This window comes from Rugamonas sp. DEMB1, assembly GCF_029834475.1.
Taxonomy (GTDB): domain Bacteria; phylum Pseudomonadota; class Gammaproteobacteria; order Burkholderiales; family Burkholderiaceae_D; genus Rugamonas; species Rugamonas rubra.
Genome location: NZ_CP122407.1, coordinates 2,070,980 through 2,086,911, shown reverse-complemented (window position 1 = coordinate 2,086,911; position 15,932 = coordinate 2,070,980). Strand labels below are relative to the sequence as shown.

Sequence of the window (15,932 nt, the reverse complement as noted above, 5' to 3'; positions counted from 1 at the left end):
AAATAATGTGATATATTTCATGCAACAGGTGCGCCGTCCCATCCCCTTGGGCGGCGTTAAACGGGAAAGCGGTACGCGCCGGGCGGCAACACTCCTCCGGCGCCATGCCGCTGCTGCCTCCGCAACGGTGTGCAAGTGCGGTCGCTCCATCCATGCCACTGGTCGGCTCGACTGGGAAGGCGGAGCGACAAGACTTGCGAGCCCGGATACCGGCCTGTTGATCTTCAAGGAAGCATTGCGGCAGGCGGTGTTCCGATGCGCCCCCGCGCCTCGCGGCGGCGGCGCCTTGGCACGGCAGGTCGATATTTTTCCCTGGGTCTGGTCACGTACGGAAGGTGCGTGACGGGCGTTGCGCGGCACAGCCGCGCGACATTCTATGCAGACGAGCGCCGGCGCAAAAACCGCCGCGCCAACGAGGAAGCACACCATGAGCAAGCACACCATCCCCACCGTCAAACTGCTGATCGACGGCCAGTTCATCGAATCGACCAGCAGCGAATGGCGCGACGTCGTCAACCCCGCCACGCAGGAGGTGCTGGCGCGCGTGCCCTTCGCCACGGCGGACGAGATGGCGCGCGCCGTGGCCGGCGCCAAGGCCGCCTTCGCCACCTGGCGCAAGACCCCGATCGGCGCGCGCGCCCGCGTCTTCCTCAAGTACCAGCAGCTGATCCGCGAGAACATGGCCGAGCTGGCCGCGCTGCTGACGGCCGAACAGGGCAAGACCCTGGCCGACGCCGAGGGCGACATCTTCCGTGGCCTCGAGGTGGTCGAATACGCCGCCGGCATCGGCCAGCTGCAAATGGGCGAGCTGGCCAACAACGTCGCCAACGGCGTCGACACCTACACCCTACTGCAACCGCTCGGCGTGTGCGCCGGCATCACGCCGTTCAACTTCCCCGCCATGATCCCGCTGTGGATGTTCCCGATGGCCATCGCCTGCGGCAACACCTTCGTCCTCAAGCCCTCCGAGCACGAACCGATGGTCACCATGCGCCTGGCCGAGCTGGCGCTGCAGGCCGGCATTCCGGCCGGCGTGCTCAACGTGGTGCACGGCGGCGAGGCGGTGGTCAACGCCATCTGCGACCATCCGGACATCAAGGCGGTCTCCTTCGTCGGCTCGACCCGCGTCGGCAGCCACGTCTACCAGCGCGCCACCCGGGCCGGCAAGCGCGCCCAGTGCATGATGGGGGCGAAGAACCACGCCGTGGTGCTGCCCGACGCCAACCGCCAGCAGACGCTGGACAACCTGGCCGGCGCCGCCTTCGGCGCGGCCGGCCAGCGCTGCATGGCCTTGTCGGTGCTGGTGCTGGTGGGCGCGGCGCGCGACTGGCTGCCCGAGCTGGTGGCGCGCGCGCAAACGCTGACGCTGAACGCCGGCGCCGAGGCCGGCGCCGACATCGGCCCCTTGATCTCGCCGGCCGCCAAGGCCCGCGTGGAAAAGCTGATCGGCCAGGGCGTCGAGGAAGGCGCCACCCTGCTGCTCGACGGCCGCGCGCCGATCGTGGCCGGCTACCGGGACGGCAACTTCGTCGGCCCCACCGTGTTCGCCAACGTCACCAGCGCCATGCGCATCTACACCGAGGAGATCTTCGGCCCGGTGCTGTGCGTGATGCGGGCGGCCACGCTGCAGGAGGCCATCGCCATCGTCAACGCCAACCCGAACGGCAACGGCGTGGCCCTGTTCACCCAGTCCGGCGCCGCCGCGCGCACGTTCCAGGAGGAGGTCGACGTCGGCCAGGTCGGCATCAACGTGCCCATCCCGGTGCCGGTGCCGCTGTTCTCCTTCACCGGCTCGCGCGCCTCCAAGCTGGGCGACCTTGGGCCTACGGCAAGCAGGTGCTGTCCTTCTACACCCAAACCAAGACCATCACCACGCGCTGGTTCGACGACGCCGCCAGTGCCGGCAAGGTCAACACCACCATCTCGCTCAAGTAAGGAGGCCGTCATGGACTTCGAACTGAACCAGGACCAGCGCGCCTACCGCGATTGCGCGCGCCAGTTCGCCGCCAGCGAAATGGCCGGCCAGGCGGCGCAGTGGGACGCCGAGGCGATCTTCCCACGGCAGATGATCGGCCACGCCGGCGAACTGGGCTTTTGCGGCATGTACGTGCCGGAGGCGCTCGGCGGCCTCGGCCTGTCGCGGCTGGACGCCACCATCGTCTTCGAGGAGCTGGCCCGCGCCTGCCCCTCGACCACCGCCTACCTGAGCATCCACAACATGGCCAGCGCGATGATCGCGCAGTCGGCCACGGCGGAGGTGCGCCAGCGCTGGGTGGCCGACCTGGCGAGCGGGCGCAAGCTGGCCTCCTACTGCCTGACCGAGCCGGGCGCCGGCTCCGACGCCGCCGCGCTGAGCACCTCGGCCGAGCTGCGCGGCGACGACTACCTCATCAACGGCAGCAAGGCCTTCATCTCCGGCGCCGGCGCCACCGACGCGCTGGTGGTGATGGCGCGCACCGGCGCGGCCGGCGCGGCCGGCATCTCGGCCTTCCTGGTGCCGGCCGACGCCGCCGGCCTGGCCTACGGCCGCAAGGAGGACAAGATGGGCTGGAACAGCCAGCCGACCCGCGCCATCAGCTTCGACCAGGTGCGCGTGCCGCGCTCGCACCTGCTGGGCGCCGAGGGCGACGGCTTCAAGCTGGCCATGCGCGGCCTGGACGGCGGCCGCATCAACATCGCCAGCTGCTCGATCGGCGCCGCCCAGGCGGCCCTGCTGAGCGCCCAGGCGCACATGAACCAGCGGGTTCAGTTCAAGCAGAAGCTGGCCCAGTTCCAGGCGCTGCAGTTCAAGCTAGCCGACATGCAGACCACCCTGGTGGCGGCGCGCCAGATGGTGCGCCTGGCCGCGTCCAAGCTCGACGCCGGCGCCGCCAACGCCTCGATCTACTGCGCCATGGCCAAGCGGCTGGCCACCGACACCGGCTTCGCCGTCTGCAACGAGGCGTTGCAGATCCACGGCGGCTACGGCTATCTGCGCGACTACCCGCTGGAGCGCTACCTGCGCGACGTGCGGGTGCACCAGATCCTGGAAGGCACCAATGAAATCATGCGCGTGATCGTCGCGCGCCATCTACTGCAACACGCACCCGCCGAGGAGGCCCTGTGAACTACACCAATCTGACCCTGGAAATCATCGAACACACGGCGCTGGTCACCATCGCCAATCCGCCGGCCAACACCTGGACCAGCGCCGGCCTGGCCGACCTGCGCCGCCTGGTCGGCGACCTGAACGCCAACCCGGCCGTCTACAGCCTGGTGCTGACCGGCCAGGGCGCCAAGTTCTTCTCCGCCGGCGCCGATCTGAAGCTGTTCGCCGACGGCGACATCGCCGTCGCCCACGACATGGCGCAGCGCTTCGGCGAGGCCTTCGAGGCCTTGTCCGCCTTCCGTGGCGTGTCGATCGCCGCCATCAACGGCTACGCCATGGGCGGCGGGCTGGAATGCGCGCTGGCCTGCGACCTGCGCATCGCCGAGACGCAGGCGCAGATGGCGCTGCCGGAGGCCTCGGTCGGCCTGCTGCCCTGCGCCGGCGGCACGCAGAACCTGGCCTGGCTGGTCGGCGAGGGCTGGGCCAAGCGCCTGATCCTGTGCGGCGAACGCATCGACGCCGCCACCGCGCTGCGCATCGGCCTGGTCGAGGAGGTGGTCGACACCGGCGCCGCGCTCGACCGCGCGCTGGCCCTGGCGCGCCAGGCCGGCAAGCAAAGCCCGAGCAGCGTGCAGGCCTGCAAGCAACTGATCCAGGGCGCCCGCCAGCAGCCGCCGGCCAGCCTGCTGCCGCGCGAGCGCGAGGCCTTCGTCGGCCTGTTCGGCGGCGCCAACCAGGTCGAGGGCGTGCAAGCCTTCCTGGAGAAACGCGCGCCCGTCTGGAGCCAGGCATGAGCGCCCTGCCCGTGCTGTTCCGCACGCTCGACTGCGCCGGCGGCGGCACCATCGGCGTGGCCACGCTGAACGCCGAGGCGACGCTGAACGCGCTGTCGCTCAACATGATCGCGCTGCTGCGCATCCAGCTGCAGGCCTGGGAGGACGACCCCGCCGTGGCCCTGGTGGTGCTGGAGGGCGCCGGCGACAAGGCCTTCTGCGCCGGCGGCGACCTGCAACAGCTGTACCGCTCGATGCGCGCCCACCACGCCTCGGCCGAGCGCGACGACGTCTGCGCCAACACCTACGCGCTGGACTTCTTCAGCCAGGAGTACACGCTGGACCACCAGATCCACACCTACCGCAAGCCGGTGCTGTGTTGGGGCCACGGCATCGTCATGGGCGGCGGCATCGGCCTGATGGCCGGCGCCAGCCACCGCGTGGTGACGGAGGGCTCGCGGCTGGCCATGCCGGAGGTGGCCATCGGCCTGTATCCGGACGTCGGCGGCAGCTGGTTCCTCAACCGCATGCCCGGCCACCTCGGCCTGTTCCTGGCGCTGACCGGCGCCCCGCTCAACGCCGGCGACGCCCGCTTCGCCGGCCTGGCCGACTTCCGCCTGCACCACGGCGACAAGGCCGCGCTGTTCGCCGAGCTGCAGCGCCAGCACTGGAGCGCGCTGGCGGCCGACAACCACCGCCAGCTCGGCGTGCTGCTGACGCAGGCGCAGCGCGTCGCGCCGGACGATCCGCCCGGCCCGCTGCGCCAGCACTTCGACCTGATCGAGCTGCTCTGCGTCGGCGCCGACCTGGAGCGCACCATCGAGCACATCGCCCTGCTCGACGGCGGCGACCGCTGGCTGCAAAAGGCCGCCGCCGCCGTGCGCAAGGGCTCGCCGGCCGCCGCCTGGCTGGCCTACACTATCCAACGGCGCAGCAAGCACTTGTCGCTGGCGGAAGTGTTCAAGCTGGAGCTGGGCGTGTCGCGGCACTGCGCGGCGCGGCCCGACTTCGCCGAGGGCATCCGCGCCCTGATCGTCGACAAGGACATGCGGCCGGCCTGGCAAGCCGCCAGCGTGCGCGAGCTCGACCCCGCCTGGTGCGAGGGCTACTTCGCCAGCCCGTGGCCGGCGGAGCAGCACCCGCTCAACCATTTGTCACCGGAACCGCAAGCGGCCGCCCGGCGCGGCCATGAAAGGAAAGCGGCATGAACCAGCTCACGAACAAAATCGCCTTCATCGGCCTCGGCAACATGGGCGCGCCGATGGCCCTCAACCTCGTCAAGGCCGGCCACGCGCTGCAGGTGTTCGACCTGTCGGCCGCCGCCATCGGCCAGCTGACGGCGGCCGGCGCCAAGGCCGCGCCCTCGGCCCGCGCCGCGCTAGAAGGCGCCGAGGTGGTTGTCACCATGCTGCCGGCCAGCAGCCACGTCGAGCAGCTCTATCTGGGCGCCGACGGCATCGCCGGCCACATCCCGGCCGGCGCGCTGGTGGTCGACTGCAGCACCATCGCCGCCGCCAGCGCGCAGGCGGTGGCGCGCGCCTGCGCCGCGCGCGGGCTGGACATGCTCGACGCGCCCGTCTCCGGCGGCACCGCCGGCGCCCAGGCCGGCACGCTGACCTTCATCGTCGGCGGCGCCGCCGATGCGCTGGAGCGCGCCCGGCCCTACCTGTCCGCGATGGGCAAGAACATCTTCCACGCCGGCGCCAGCGGGGCCGGCCAGACCGCCAAGATCTGCAACAACATGCTGCTCGGGATACTCATGGCCGGCACCGCCGAGGCGCTGGCGCTGGGCGTGGCCAACGGCCTCGACGCCAAGGCCCTGTCCGACATCATGGCCAAGAGCTCGGGCCGCAACTGGGCGCTGGAGCTGTACAACCCCTACCCCGGCGTGATGGACAACGTGCCGGCGGCGCGCGGCTACCAGGGCGGCTTCGGCGTCGACCTGATGCTCAAGGAGCCTGGGCCTGGCGGCGCAAACCGCGCTGGCCAGCCGCAGCGCCATCCCGCTGGGCGAACTGGCGCGCAACCTATATGGCATGCACAGCCTGGCCGGCGCCGGCGGGCGCGACTTCTCCAGCATCATCGAGCCGCTGCTGGCCGGCCGGTTGCCGCCGGCGTAAGCGCCCCACCCCGCAAGCTAGGGGTGGGGGCAAAAAAAACGCGCGGGCCAAAGGCGCCGCGCGGTTCTTCACTACTCGGTGGCCGGGCCGTCGCGGCCCGCGCCATCACACCTTCTTGACGAACTCGGTCTTCAGGCTCATCGAGCCGAAGCCTTCGATCTTGCAGTCGATGTCGTGGTCGCTGTCGACCAGGCGGATGTTCTTGACCTTGGTGCCCATCTTGACGGTGCCGCCGCCGCCCTTCAGTTTCAGATCCTTGATGACGGTGACCGTGTCGCCGTCCTGCAGCACGGTGCCGGTCGAGTCGCGGTAGACCTTGGGGCCTTCCTCGGCCGCCTCGGCACCGGCCTGCGCGCTCCACTCGTGGGCGCACTCAGGGCAAACGTAGTTGGCGCCGTCCTCGTAGGTGTATTCGGAATTGCATTTCGGGCAAGGAGGTAAAGCGCTCATATGATCGTCCTGTGTAAGGCTGTGGCCGGATGGAAAGCCGACAGTATACAACTTGCCGGGCGTATTCGGCAAATGCGCGCGACTAGGCCGATCTTGCCGGGCGATAGTGGCAGCAGAAAGCCATATGCCCGACGTTGCCGGCAAACCACCGGGGCGAAAATAGGCGTTGAAGGGCGGCCCGGAAATACGGTAAGCTGTTGCCGCGCGTCGCAGGCCAGGCCGCCACTAGTCCTTCGACGATTTGGACCCGAGCACATGAAAACCATAGCAGTCATCGGCGGCGGCATCACCGGCGTCACCACCGCCTACGCGCTGGCCAAGCGCGGCTTCGCCGTCACCGTCTACGAGCAGCACCGTTACCCGGCGATGGAGACCTCGTTCGCCAACGGCGGCCAGCTGTCGGCCTCCAACGCCGAGGCATGGAACCACTGGTCGACCATACTCAAGGGCATCAAGTGGATGCTCAGGAGCGACGCGCCGCTGCTGGTCAGCCCCAAGCCGAGCTGGCACAAGCTGAGCTGGTTCGCCGGCTTCGTCGCCGCCATCCCGCAGTACCGCGCCAACACCATCGCCACCGCCCGCCTGGCCGTGGCCGCGCGCGAGCACCTGTTCGCCTGGGCCGCCGAGGAAGGCATCGACTTCGACCTCAGGCGCGAGGGCATCCTGCACATCCACCGCGACCGGGCCGACTTCGAACACGCCGCCGAGGTGTCCAAGCTGCTGGCCTTGGGCGGCCTGGCGCGCCGCGCCGTCACGCCGGCGGAGATGCGCGCCATCGAGCCGACTCTGGCCGGCAGCTACTACGGCGGCCACTACACCGAGAGCGACAGCAGCGGCGACATCCACAAGTTTTGCAGCGGCCTGGCGCGCGCCGCCGAGCGGCGCGGCGTGCAGTTCCGCTGCGGGCAAACGGTGGGCGGCGTGGCCAGCGGCGGCGGGCGCGTCCGCGTCGACGCGCGGCACGAGGGACGCATCGACAGCGCCAGCTACGACGGCGTGGTGGTCTGCGCCGGCACCGCCAGCCGCGCACTGGCCGCCGCGCTGGGCGACAGCGTCAACGTCTACCCGGTCAAGGGCTACTCGATCACCGTCGACCTGGCCGACGCCGCCAGCCGCGCCGCCGCGCCCAAGGTCAGCCTGGTCGACGACGCCACCAAGCTGGTCGCCAGCCGGCTCGGCGAAGGCCGCCTGCGCGTCGCCGGCACGGCCGAGTTCAACGGCTACAACCGCGACATCCGCGCCGACCGCATCCGTCCGCTGGTGGCTTGGGTCGAGCAATGCTTCCCCGGCGTCGGCACACGCAGCGTGGTGCCCTGGGCCGGCCTGCGGCCGATGATGCCGGACCTGGTGCCGCGCGTCGGCCGTGGCAAGGCGCCCGGCGTGTTCTACAACACCGGCCACGGCCACCTCGGCTGGACCCTGTCGGCCGCCACCGCCGAGCTGATCGCCGACGTGGTGCGGCAGACGCTGGACGCGGCCGCGCCAAGCGTGGCGGTGACACGGGCGCTGCCGGCCTAAGCCGATATGCGCGGGCAGGCTTGGCGTACTCGGCGAACGCCGACACGCATGAACATGCCTGGACCGCTGATTCGGGACAATCGTCCAACGCTTCTCCGTTTTACTGGTGGCCGCAGGTGGAGTACCATGGATTCCACCTTACGGATTCCATGCCAAAGAACATGCAAACATGATAATTTCATTCGCATGCTCCGAAACGGAAGCACTGTTCAACAGCCTCAGTGTTCGCCACTTCAAGAATATTGAGCGGTCAGCCCGGCGCAAGTTGCTTCAGTTGAATGCCGCTGGCGAGTTGAGAAGCTTGCGCATCCCTCCCGGAAACATGTTGGAGGCATTGAGCGGAAGCCGCAAAGGCCAGTACAGCATACGAATCAACGACCAATGGCGTATCTGCTTCAAATGGCAAGCGGATGGGCCGCATGACGTGGAAATTGTGGATTACCACTAACGAATAGAGCGACGGGTAGCGATATGGCCAAATTACTCGATGAAGTACATCCCGGCGAAATCCTGCTGGAAGAGTTCATGCGGCCGCTGGGCATCACCGCACAGCAGTTGGCCGCCGATATCGACGTCTCGCCCAGCCGCATCAGCGACATCGTGCATGGCAATCGCCCCATCACGGCGGATACGGCGCTACGCCTTGGCCTATTTTTCGACATGGAGGCCAGGTATTGGCTGAACCTGCAAAGCGAGTACGACATGCGCATCGCGCAACGTACCTTGAAAGATCAATTGGCTCCCCGCATACGGGTGTACCAGCCTGTCCGCCCAACTTAAGCGAGAAGATCCAAGTATATGAGCCTTGAGCAAAGTCACGTCGTCGATGCAATTGGGACGGCGCGCTCAGACGACAGCATTGTTCTCAACATAGTCGATTCTTGGAATTGGGAGAATGAGGGTCTGCATTTGGCAGCGCTACAAAGAAAGCTAAACGCATACTTCGAATTCGTCGAATCGAAGCAGATACTGGAATCCTGCCCTGAGGCGAAAGGAAGGCGACTGTGCATCAATATCATCAGTCGCTTCCCAACTCCTGAGGCGGGTCTCAATCTCTTAGCGGCTGCGGCCATCCTTGCGGCAGAACTGGACATAGAAATCAAACATCAGGTTGATTCTAGAAGCAACTAAATAGTCCCTGAGCGCGGGGCTAAGAACGTAAGCTGCAAAACACACAATAGCTGCATTAGGCCGTTTTACGGCACCAAACCAGCGCGTCCTCCAGCCGATCGTCGCCCCAGAACATCTCGTCGCCGACGAAGAAGGTGGGCGCGCCGAACACGCCGCGCCGCTGGGCGCGCTCGGTCTGCTCGCGCAGCGCCAGCTTGTTGGCGTCGCCCTGGGCTTGCGCCAGCACGGCGGCGGGATCGTCCACCAAACCATCCAACGCCCGCAGCACCTGGGCCGCTAGGTTGATGTCGACATCCTCGACGAAGTTCTGCCGCATCACCGCCCGGCAGAAGGCCTCCATCCACGGCTCGCCGGCGCCCAGCATGGCCACCCGCATCGGCAGCAGCGCGGTGCGCGGGAACACGCTCGGCTGGCGGAACTCCAGACCGTACTTGCGGGCGCGCCGCGCCGTGTCGATCCAGGCGTAGCGGCCCTTCGCCGGCTCCAGCACAAAGGGCGAGCTGCTCCAGCCCTTGTCGCGGAAGATGGGACCGAGCAGGAACGGCCGCCACAGCACGCGCACGCGCGCCTGGCGCGCCAGCGCCGCGATCCGCATCACACTCAGATAACTGTAGTTGCTGCCGAATTCGAACCAGAATTCCAGTTCCGGCCAAGCCGCCTGCTCCGTCGCCATCGTCGCTCCTGTTGGGTGGGCGATGCGCCGCACGTCATATCGGGGCCGCATCCGCGTCGCCCATGTTAGCAGCGAACGCGGAGCGGCGCGGGAGCTGCCGGCGCCGCTTAACTTGCCGCGTAGTCGAACACCAGCACCTGCGCCAGCCAGGGCTTGAAGCGCTCGACGAAGGCCAGATGGGCCGGATGCACCAGATAGCCGTCGCGCTCGGCCGCGCCGGCGAAGTCGAGCCGGAAGCAGTGCGTGTAGCCCTGCGCCAGCCCCTCGGGACTGACGTTGGTGCCGGATTCGAAGTGCAGCACGCCGGGTACGCTCTGCTGGAGCGCGGCGAAATCGGCGCCGATGCTGGCCACCTCGGCGGCCGAGGTTTGTTCGGTGAAGCGGCACAGCACCAAATGGCGCAGCGTGGAATCAGTCATGCGGTTCTCCTGTGTTGGGTTCGAGCGCGGCTTGCACCAGCCAGCGCCGTATTAGTTTTTCCTCGGTGGCGTCGAAGCCGGCCAGCAGATCGCGCTCGACGGCGCCGACGCGGGGGTGGCAGCGCGCCAGCAGGTCGCGGCCGGCGGCCGTCACCTCGATCACTTGGATACGGCCGTGCACCGCGTGCGGCCGGCGCGTCACCGAGCCGGCTTTCTCCAGATTGGCGACAATAACGCTCATGGTCTGCGGAGTCAACAAGGACAGGCGCGCCAACTCGGCGCCCGAGGCGCCGGGATAGGCCGCCAGCATGGTCAGCACCGAGAACTGCGGCAGCGTCAGGCCGAAGTCGGACAGCGCGCGCTCCATGCGCTGCCGATGCGCGCCGCCGGCCTGGCGCAGCAGGTAGCCGATGTGGCCGGGCGCGCCGCGTTTGCCCTCGCCAACGGCGGGGACGGCGGCAGGTGGTTTTTCTGGCATGTTGTCAGTGCTCGAATATGATGTTAGAGTTCGAATATTATCACATCCACAGAGGAGCCCAGCAATGCACAGCAATCCAGCCCAGCACCCCGCCCCACGCATCGACTACGCCGGCTTCCAAGAACTGGCGCCGGCCGTGGTGGCCGCCCTCGCCGCGCTCGGCAAGGCGGTCGACCAGTCCGGTCTGGACAAGTCGCTGACGGAACTGCTCAAGGTGCACGCCTCGCGCCTGAATGCCTGCGCCTTCTGCCTGCAGTACCACATGAACCTGGCGCGCCAGCTCGGCGTCGACGAGGCCAGACTGGCACAACTGGCCGACTGGCGCACGGCCCCGGTCTACACGCCGCGCGAGCGCGCCGCGCTGGCCTGGACCGAGGCGCTGACGCTGCAGGCGCGGCACGCGGCGACGGACGCCGCCTACCTCGACGTGCAGGCGCAGTTCAGCGCCAGCGAGATCGCCTTCCTGACCGCCGCCGTGGCCGCCATCCAGGCCTGGAACCGCATCGCCGGCGCGCTGCACTTCACGCCACCGCCGGCGGTGGCGGCGACCGCGACGAACGCGCGCGCCTAAACACGGCGCCTATTCGCCCGGCTCGAAATGTTTTGATTTTTATTACACATGCGTAGTAATATACTCCGCATGTGTAATAACTCGATATTCGACACGGAGCGCGCGTGAGCAAGAAACCCCGGCTTTTCCACCTGCTGGCCCAGGCCAAGCAGAACCTGTTCCGCTCGGCGGACCGCCTGTTCACCGACGAACTGAAGGTCTCCGGCACCCAGGTGGTGGCGCTGTTCGCCATCAAGGAGCACCCCGACTGCCAGCTCAAGGAGCTGGCCCAGGTGCTGCAACTACAGAACTCGGCCATCACCGGCCTGGTCGGACGGATGGCGGACAACGGCCTGGTTCAAAAGGCGCCGTCCAGCACCGACGGCCGCGCCAGCCTGCTCAACATCAGCCCGCAGGGCGCCGCCGTGATCGCCGCCGCGCGCCCGCTGCTGCAGTCGATCAACGCCCAACTGGTGCAAGGCTTCTCCGCCGAGGAGATGGCCACCATCGCCCGCTTCCTCGACCACGCCAAACAGCTCGACTTCCAGCGCCCGGCCGACTAGACCGCGCCATCCGCCGCCCCACCCCGGGCATCCGCAGCATCGGCGCGGTCGACAGCATCGACGCCCGCGCACCATAGAGGAGCAGTCCATGCAAACGTTCGAGCAACAGGAAATTGATCTTGGCGGCGGCGAGCACGTCGTCGCCCGCTTCTTCGCCCCGACCGGGCCGGCGCGCGGCGCGCTGCTGCTGGCGCCTGCCATGGCCGTGCCGCAGACCTACTACACCGCCTTCGCCGAATGGCTGGCGCGCCAGGGCCTGCTGGTGGCCACCTTCGACTATCGCGGCATCGGCCTGTCGCGCCGTGGCCACCTGCGCGAGCTCGACGCCGACGTGATCGGCTGGGCCACGCGCGACTGCGCCGCGATGGTGGACGCCGTCGGCGCGCGCGCCCCCGGCCTGCCGCTGTACTGGCTGGGCCACAGCCTGGGCGGCCAGATCCTGCCCTTCGTGCCCAACAACGACAAGGTGGACAAGGTGCTGACCATCGCCACCGGCAGCGGCTACTGGCGCGAAAACACCGCCTCGCTCAAGCGCACGGTATGGTCGATGTGGTATTTTTTCGTGCCGCTGGCGGTGCCGCTGTGCGGCTACTTCCCCGGCAAGCGGCTGGGCATGGTGGGCGACCTGCCGCGCGGCGTGATCGAGCAGTGGCGCCGCTGGTGCCTGCACCGCGACTACGCCGTCGGCGTCGAGGGCGCCACGGCGCGGGCGCGCTACGAGGCCATCCGCCAGCCCATCGTCTCGCTGTCCTTCACCGACGACGAGTACATGACGGCGCGCAGCATCGCGGCCATCCACGACAGCTACAGCAACGCGCCGCGCGACATGCGCCGCATCGCGCCAGAGCAGATCGGCGTGCGCCGCATCGGCCACTTCGGCTTCTTCAAACCGGCCTTCGAGCAGTCCCTGTGGCAGACCCACCTGCTGCCCGAGCTGAGGCTGGATACAGCCGCGGCGGGCCGCGCCTACTCGCCCATCCAGTAGCGGTCGATGTCGACCAGCTTCCAGGCGGCGGCGTCCTCGTGGCCGACGATGGCGTCCTGGCAGCCCGGCGCGGCCAGGTCGAGCCACTCCGGCGCGATGTAGGTGGCCGACTTGGTGGAGAAGAACACGCGCAGTCTCGGCTGGGTCAGCGGCTTGCCCTCGGTGAGCTCGCAGACCACGCCGAGCCGGCCGCTGCGCAGGCGCACCAGGGTGCCGACCGGGTAGATGCCGACGCACTTGACGAAGGCCATGAACAGGTCGGCGTCGAGGTGGTTGCCGCGCCACTCGGCCATCTTGCGCAGCGACTCGGTCGGGCACCAGCCCTTCTTGTACGGCCGGTTCGAGGTGACGGCGTCGTAGATGTCGCAGATCGCCCCCATGCGGGCGAACAGGCTGATTTGCTCGCCCTTCAGGCCCTGCGGATAACCGCTGCCGTCCATCTTCTCGTGGTGGTGCATGCAGACGTCGAGCGCGGCGTCGCCGATGTCGGTCGAGGCCTGCAGCATGCGGAAGCCCTCGGCCGGGTGGGCGCGCACCACGTCGAACTCGCCCTCGGTCAGACGGCCCGGCTTGTTGAGGATCTCCAGCGGAATGGCCATCTTGCCGACGTCGTGCAGCAGGCCGGCCAAGCCGGCCTCGCGCACCTGGTCGTCGTCCAGCTTCAGTTCGCGCGCCAGCGCGATCATCAAGGCGCACACCGCCACCGAATGCATATAGGTGTAGTCGTCGATGGTCTTCAGCCGCGCCAGACTGATCAGCGCGTTGGCGTTGCGCATCACCGAGCCGGCGATGTCCTCCACCAGCAGCATCGCCTCGCCCACCTCCACCGCGCGGCCCATGCGCGCCTCGCCGAACATCGAGCGCACCGCCGACTTGCCGCTGTCCAGGGTCTTGCCGGCGCGGCCCATTTCGGTGCGGATCGAGGCCGGCGCCTGCGCCAGCAGAGGCGCACCGACACGCGGCCGCGCCGGGCACGACGGCGCCGGGGTGGTGGCGGCGGGCGCGGTAGCGACAGTCTCCGCCGGAACTGTGCCGGAGCGGGCAGGGGCCGGCAGATCGCGTCCCTTGCTGATGTCTATCCACACCTCGTCGATGCGGCACTCGCGTATCTTGGCAAGCTCCTCGGCGCTCTCCACCAGGAAGGACTTCTTCCAAAAAGGCGATGCCAGCCAGGAACAGCCGAGCCGGGCCACATACATCCCCACTATCAGCTCGTCCGGCTCGATCTGCTTCAGCATAACTCCCCTCCCGGCCGGCGCCATTCGCGCCAAACCACCGATGATTGCTTCCATGATATTCCCCGCGACTTGACGAGGTAAATCATACCGCGAAATTACCGATTTCAGCAAATTAAATATTTAAATCGATTGGCGAGCTGTTTTTACTGCCAAGAAGGCCCGGCCGCATATAACAATACACCAAATTTAGCTGAGTTTCCGCTTTTCTGACGGGTTTTTCCGGCAAGCGAATAAAAATCAAAGATAACAAATACATTGAATTTGATGGACTGGCGATGTGCCGCCGTCCCCGCTTGCAGCGGCGTCAGCGCGCCGCCGCCACCCGGGCCGCCAGCGCGGCCAGCGCGCCGGCCGCGCCGTCCGCCTCGGCGGCGTCGCTGTCGAACGCCAGCACGTTGCGCCGCTCGGCCGGCGTCAACGGCTCGGCTTGCGCCAACTGCTGTTCCAGCACGGCCAGGCCGGCGTCGGAGGCGTCGCCGCCGGCGCGCTCGCGCGCGGCCAGGCGGCGGCGCAAGGTGGCCGGCGCGGCGCGCACGTCGAGCACGAAGAACGGCAGGCGCAGGCCGCCGGCCAGCTCGGCGAACGAGGCGCGCTGGCGCCGGCGCAGGAAGGTGGCGTCGACCACCGCCGGCAGGCCGGCCGCCAGCACCATGCGCGCCAAGTGCAGCAGACGCGCGTAGGTGGCCTGGCGGCTGGCCGGCTCGTAGGTGCCGCGCCCGGGCGGCGCCGCCAGGCTGGCGTTGGGCGCCACGCCGCGCACCCGCTTGCGCTCGACGTCGGAACACAGGCGGATCGCGCCCAGCAAGCCGGCCAGTTGCGCGGCGGCGCGCGACTTGCCGCTGCCGGCGTAGCCGTGGGTGATCAGCAGCGCCGCCCGGCCCGGCGTGGTGCCGGCGGCGGCGAAGGCCAGGTACTGCTGGCCGAGCTGCGCCTGTTGCGCCGCGTCGCCGCCGCCGCCGGCGGCGCGCAGCAGGCAGACCTTGGCGCGCACCAGCGCGCGCATCGCCTGGTAGTAGGGCAGCATGGCCAGGCCGGCGTAGTCGCCGCTGTCGCGCAGGTAGCGGTCGAGCAGGCGGGCGGCCAGTTCGGCGCGGCCGTGGAAGCGCAGGTCCATGACGATGAAGGCGAGGTCGTTGACCACGTCGATCCAGCGGAAGCGGTCGCAGAACTCGATGCAGTCGAACACCTCGACGACGCCGTCCAAGGTCAGGATGTTGCCGCAGTGGAGGTCGCCGTGGCACTCGCGCACCCGCCCCTGCACGCGCCGCTCGTCGAAGCGGGCCGGTGCCGGCGCGCAATACGCGAGCCAGTGGCTTAGCGCCTGCAGCTCGGCGCGCGCCGGGCCGGCGCCGAGCAGCGCCGCCACCTCGGCCAGATCCTCTTCGGCGGTGCGCCGCAGGGCCGCCGCCGTGCCCCAGTCGCTGCCCTGCGGCGCGGCGCCCGCCTCCGCGTGGAAGCGCGCCAGCCGCGCCGCCAGCTGGTCGATCTCGCCCTCGCCGACCTGCCCGGCCGGCAGGCGCGTCGACCACAAGGCCTGCTGCGGAAAGGCGCGCATGCGCACGGCGTAGTCGAACACGGCGTCGTCGGCCGGTGCGGCGTCGGCCGCCGCCAGCCGGGGCAGCGCCGCCTCGCCGCACAACGCCACCACGTCGAGATACAGCTCGGGCGCCAGGCGCCGGTTCAGGCGCAGCTCCTCCTCGCAGCAATGGCGCCGCGCCTGCAGCGTGGAGTAGTCGAGGAAGTCGAGCCGCAGCGCCTTCTTGAACTTGTAGGCGTGCTGCTCGGTGACCAGCACCCAGGAGATGTGGGTTTCGAACAGGCGCGGCGCGCCTTCGCTGCGCGCCAGCACGCGCGCCAGCGCCGCCAATCGGCTGCGCTGCGCGTCCTGCTCGGCCTGCTCGGCGGATGGCGGCGGAATTGCTTGGTTCATGCGGGCCTTGGCGGCG

16 protein-coding genes, 2 pseudogenes and 1 riboswitch are annotated in these 15,932 nt (G+C 68.8%); of the genes and pseudogenes, 12 read left to right on the top strand and 6 right to left on the bottom strand.

Translation table 11 applies throughout. The features are described from left to right. Positions 1 to 9 precede the first annotated feature (9 nt). A riboswitch (cobalamin riboswitch) is annotated at positions 10 to 233 on the top strand. A gap of 194 nt (positions 234 to 427) precedes the next feature. The 5 genes and pseudogenes from QC826_RS09700 to mmsB all read left to right on the top strand — a co-directional run bounded on the left by QC826_RS09700 (position 428) and on the right by mmsB (position 5,981). After that, positions 428 to 1,935, top strand: a pseudogene (locus QC826_RS09700) (CoA-acylating methylmalonate-semialdehyde dehydrogenase). A gap of 10 nt (positions 1,936 to 1,945) precedes the next feature. Next, entirely contained in the window at positions 1,946 to 3,106 is a 1,161-nt protein-coding gene (locus QC826_RS09695; RefSeq protein WP_279765400.1) for an acyl-CoA dehydrogenase family protein, read from the top strand. Beyond that, a complete protein-coding gene (locus QC826_RS09690) occupies positions 3,103 to 3,882 on the top strand; it encodes an enoyl-CoA hydratase (protein WP_279765399.1) in 780 nt (259 codons plus the stop codon). The genes QC826_RS09695 and QC826_RS09690 overlap by 4 nt, the downstream gene beginning before the upstream one ends. Further along, positions 3,879 to 5,069 carry an enoyl-CoA hydratase/isomerase family protein gene (locus QC826_RS09685; protein WP_279765398.1) on the top strand — a complete coding sequence of 397 codons (1,191 nt, stop codon included), beginning with the start codon at positions 3,879 to 3,881 and terminating at the stop codon, positions 5,067 to 5,069. The genes QC826_RS09690 and QC826_RS09685 overlap by 4 nt, the downstream gene beginning before the upstream one ends. Next, positions 5,066 to 5,981, top strand: a pseudogene (mmsB, locus tag QC826_RS09680) (3-hydroxyisobutyrate dehydrogenase). The gene QC826_RS09685 and the pseudogene mmsB overlap by 4 nt, the downstream one beginning before the upstream one ends. 105 nt (positions 5,982 to 6,086) lie before the next feature. Here mmsB and QC826_RS09675 read toward each other — a convergent pair. Next, positions 6,087 to 6,431: a zinc ribbon domain-containing protein YjdM gene (locus QC826_RS09675; protein WP_093386711.1), complete on the bottom strand. Its 345-nt coding sequence runs from the start codon at positions 6,429 to 6,431 to the stop codon at positions 6,087 to 6,089. Positions 6,432 to 6,686: 255 nt separating this feature from the next. Here QC826_RS09675 and QC826_RS09670 point away from each other — a divergent pair, with 255 nt between their 5' ends. The 4 genes from QC826_RS09670 (at position 6,687) to QC826_RS09655 (ending at position 9,080) form a co-directional block, all read left to right on the top strand. Next, a complete protein-coding gene (locus QC826_RS09670; protein ID WP_279765397.1) occupies positions 6,687 to 7,949 on the top strand; it encodes a D-amino acid dehydrogenase in 1,263 nt (420 codons plus the stop codon). A 169-nt stretch (positions 7,950 to 8,118) separates the two neighbouring features. Next, the gene (locus tag QC826_RS09665; protein WP_279765396.1) at positions 8,119 to 8,397 is read left to right on the top strand and encodes a type II toxin-antitoxin system RelE/ParE family toxin; all 279 of its coding nucleotides are present in this window, start codon (positions 8,119 to 8,121) and stop codon (positions 8,395 to 8,397) included. Between the two features lie 23 nt (positions 8,398 to 8,420). Further along, entirely contained in the window at positions 8,421 to 8,729 is a 309-nt protein-coding gene (locus tag QC826_RS09660; RefSeq protein ID WP_279765395.1) for a HigA family addiction module antitoxin, read from the top strand. Between the two features lie 18 nt (positions 8,730 to 8,747). Next, a complete protein-coding gene (locus QC826_RS09655) occupies positions 8,748 to 9,080 on the top strand; it encodes a DUF6572 domain-containing protein (RefSeq protein ID WP_279765394.1) in 333 nt (110 codons plus the stop codon). A gap of 55 nt (positions 9,081 to 9,135) precedes the next feature. Here the strand turns inward: QC826_RS09655 and QC826_RS09650 are convergent, their stop codons facing one another. From QC826_RS09650 to QC826_RS09640, 3 genes are all read right to left on the bottom strand, one after another. After that, positions 9,136 to 9,753: a 2-hydroxychromene-2-carboxylate isomerase gene (locus QC826_RS09650; protein ID WP_279765393.1), complete on the bottom strand. Its 618-nt coding sequence runs from the start codon at positions 9,751 to 9,753 to the stop codon at positions 9,136 to 9,138. A gap of 107 nt (positions 9,754 to 9,860) precedes the next feature. Continuing rightward, on the bottom strand, positions 9,861 to 10,172 hold the full coding sequence (locus tag QC826_RS09645) for a Dabb family protein (protein ID WP_093386726.1): 312 nt from the start codon (positions 10,170 to 10,172) through the stop codon (positions 9,861 to 9,863). Then, the gene (locus QC826_RS09640) at positions 10,165 to 10,650 is read right to left on the bottom strand and encodes a MarR family winged helix-turn-helix transcriptional regulator (RefSeq protein WP_279765392.1); all 486 of its coding nucleotides are present in this window, start codon (positions 10,648 to 10,650) and stop codon (positions 10,165 to 10,167) included. The genes QC826_RS09645 and QC826_RS09640 overlap by 8 nt, the downstream gene beginning before the upstream one ends. A 64-nt stretch (positions 10,651 to 10,714) precedes the next feature. Between QC826_RS09640 and QC826_RS09635 the strand changes: the two genes are divergently transcribed. The 3 genes from QC826_RS09635 to QC826_RS09625 all read left to right on the top strand — a co-directional run bounded on the left by QC826_RS09635 (position 10,715) and on the right by QC826_RS09625 (position 12,748). After that, positions 10,715 to 11,221, top strand: a complete 507-nt coding sequence (locus QC826_RS09635) for a carboxymuconolactone decarboxylase family protein (protein ID WP_279765391.1) — start codon at positions 10,715 to 10,717, stop codon at positions 11,219 to 11,221. Between the two features lie 104 nt (positions 11,222 to 11,325). Further along, positions 11,326 to 11,763, top strand: a complete 438-nt coding sequence (locus QC826_RS09630; RefSeq protein ID WP_279765390.1) for a MarR family winged helix-turn-helix transcriptional regulator — start codon at positions 11,326 to 11,328, stop codon at positions 11,761 to 11,763. Positions 11,764 to 11,851: 88 nt separating this feature from the next. After that, complete coding sequence (locus QC826_RS09625) at positions 11,852 to 12,748, top strand: serine aminopeptidase domain-containing protein (RefSeq protein ID WP_279765389.1); 897 nt, start codon at positions 11,852 to 11,854, stop codon at positions 12,746 to 12,748. Here the strand turns inward: QC826_RS09625 and QC826_RS09620 are convergent. Together QC826_RS09620 and QC826_RS09615 are read right to left on the bottom strand one after the other, a co-directional pair. Next, positions 12,730 to 13,986, bottom strand: a complete 1,257-nt coding sequence (locus QC826_RS09620) for an HD-GYP domain-containing protein (RefSeq protein ID WP_279765388.1) — start codon at positions 13,984 to 13,986, stop codon at positions 12,730 to 12,732. The two genes, QC826_RS09625 and QC826_RS09620, sit on opposite strands and share 19 nt — an antisense overlap. A 304-nt stretch (positions 13,987 to 14,290) precedes the next feature. Then, on the bottom strand, positions 14,291 to 15,916 hold the full coding sequence (locus QC826_RS09615; protein ID WP_279765387.1) for an AAA family ATPase: 1,626 nt from the start codon (positions 15,914 to 15,916) through the stop codon (positions 14,291 to 14,293). Positions 15,917 to 15,932 lie beyond the last annotated feature (16 nt).

What these genes read in the sequence shown, in the direction of transcription:
- QC826_RS09695 (WP_279765400.1), top strand. Translation starts at nt 1,946, where the DNA reads ATGGACTTCGAACTGAACCAGGACCAGCGCGCCTACCGCGATTGCGCG.
- QC826_RS09685 (WP_279765398.1), top strand. Translation starts at nt 3,879, where the DNA reads ATGAGCGCCCTGCCCGTGCTGTTCCGCACGCTCGACTGCGCCGGCGGC.
- QC826_RS09675 (WP_093386711.1), bottom strand. Translation starts at nt 6,431, where the DNA reads ATGAGCGCTTTACCTCCTTGCCCGAAATGCAATTCCGAATACACCTAC.
- QC826_RS09670 (WP_279765397.1), top strand. Translation starts at nt 6,687, where the DNA reads ATGAAAACCATAGCAGTCATCGGCGGCGGCATCACCGGCGTCACCACC.
- QC826_RS09665 (WP_279765396.1), top strand. Translation starts at nt 8,119, where the DNA reads ATGATAATTTCATTCGCATGCTCCGAAACGGAAGCACTGTTCAACAGC.
- QC826_RS09660 (WP_279765395.1), top strand. Translation starts at nt 8,421, where the DNA reads ATGGCCAAATTACTCGATGAAGTACATCCCGGCGAAATCCTGCTGGAA.
- QC826_RS09655 (WP_279765394.1), top strand. Translation starts at nt 8,748, where the DNA reads ATGAGCCTTGAGCAAAGTCACGTCGTCGATGCAATTGGGACGGCGCGC.
- QC826_RS09650 (WP_279765393.1), bottom strand. Translation starts at nt 9,753, where the DNA reads ATGGCGACGGAGCAGGCGGCTTGGCCGGAACTGGAATTCTGGTTCGAA.
- QC826_RS09645 (WP_093386726.1), bottom strand. Translation starts at nt 10,172, where the DNA reads ATGACTGATTCCACGCTGCGCCATTTGGTGCTGTGCCGCTTCACCGAA.
- QC826_RS09640 (WP_279765392.1), bottom strand. Translation starts at nt 10,650, where the DNA reads ATGCCAGAAAAACCACCTGCCGCCGTCCCCGCCGTTGGCGAGGGCAAA.
- QC826_RS09635 (WP_279765391.1), top strand. Translation starts at nt 10,715, where the DNA reads ATGCACAGCAATCCAGCCCAGCACCCCGCCCCACGCATCGACTACGCC.
- QC826_RS09625 (WP_279765389.1), top strand. Translation starts at nt 11,852, where the DNA reads ATGCAAACGTTCGAGCAACAGGAAATTGATCTTGGCGGCGGCGAGCAC.
- QC826_RS09620 (WP_279765388.1), bottom strand. Translation starts at nt 13,986, where the DNA reads ATGCTGAAGCAGATCGAGCCGGACGAGCTGATAGTGGGGATGTATGTG.
- QC826_RS09615 (WP_279765387.1), bottom strand. Translation starts at nt 15,916, where the DNA reads ATGAACCAAGCAATTCCGCCGCCATCCGCCGAGCAGGCCGAGCAGGAC.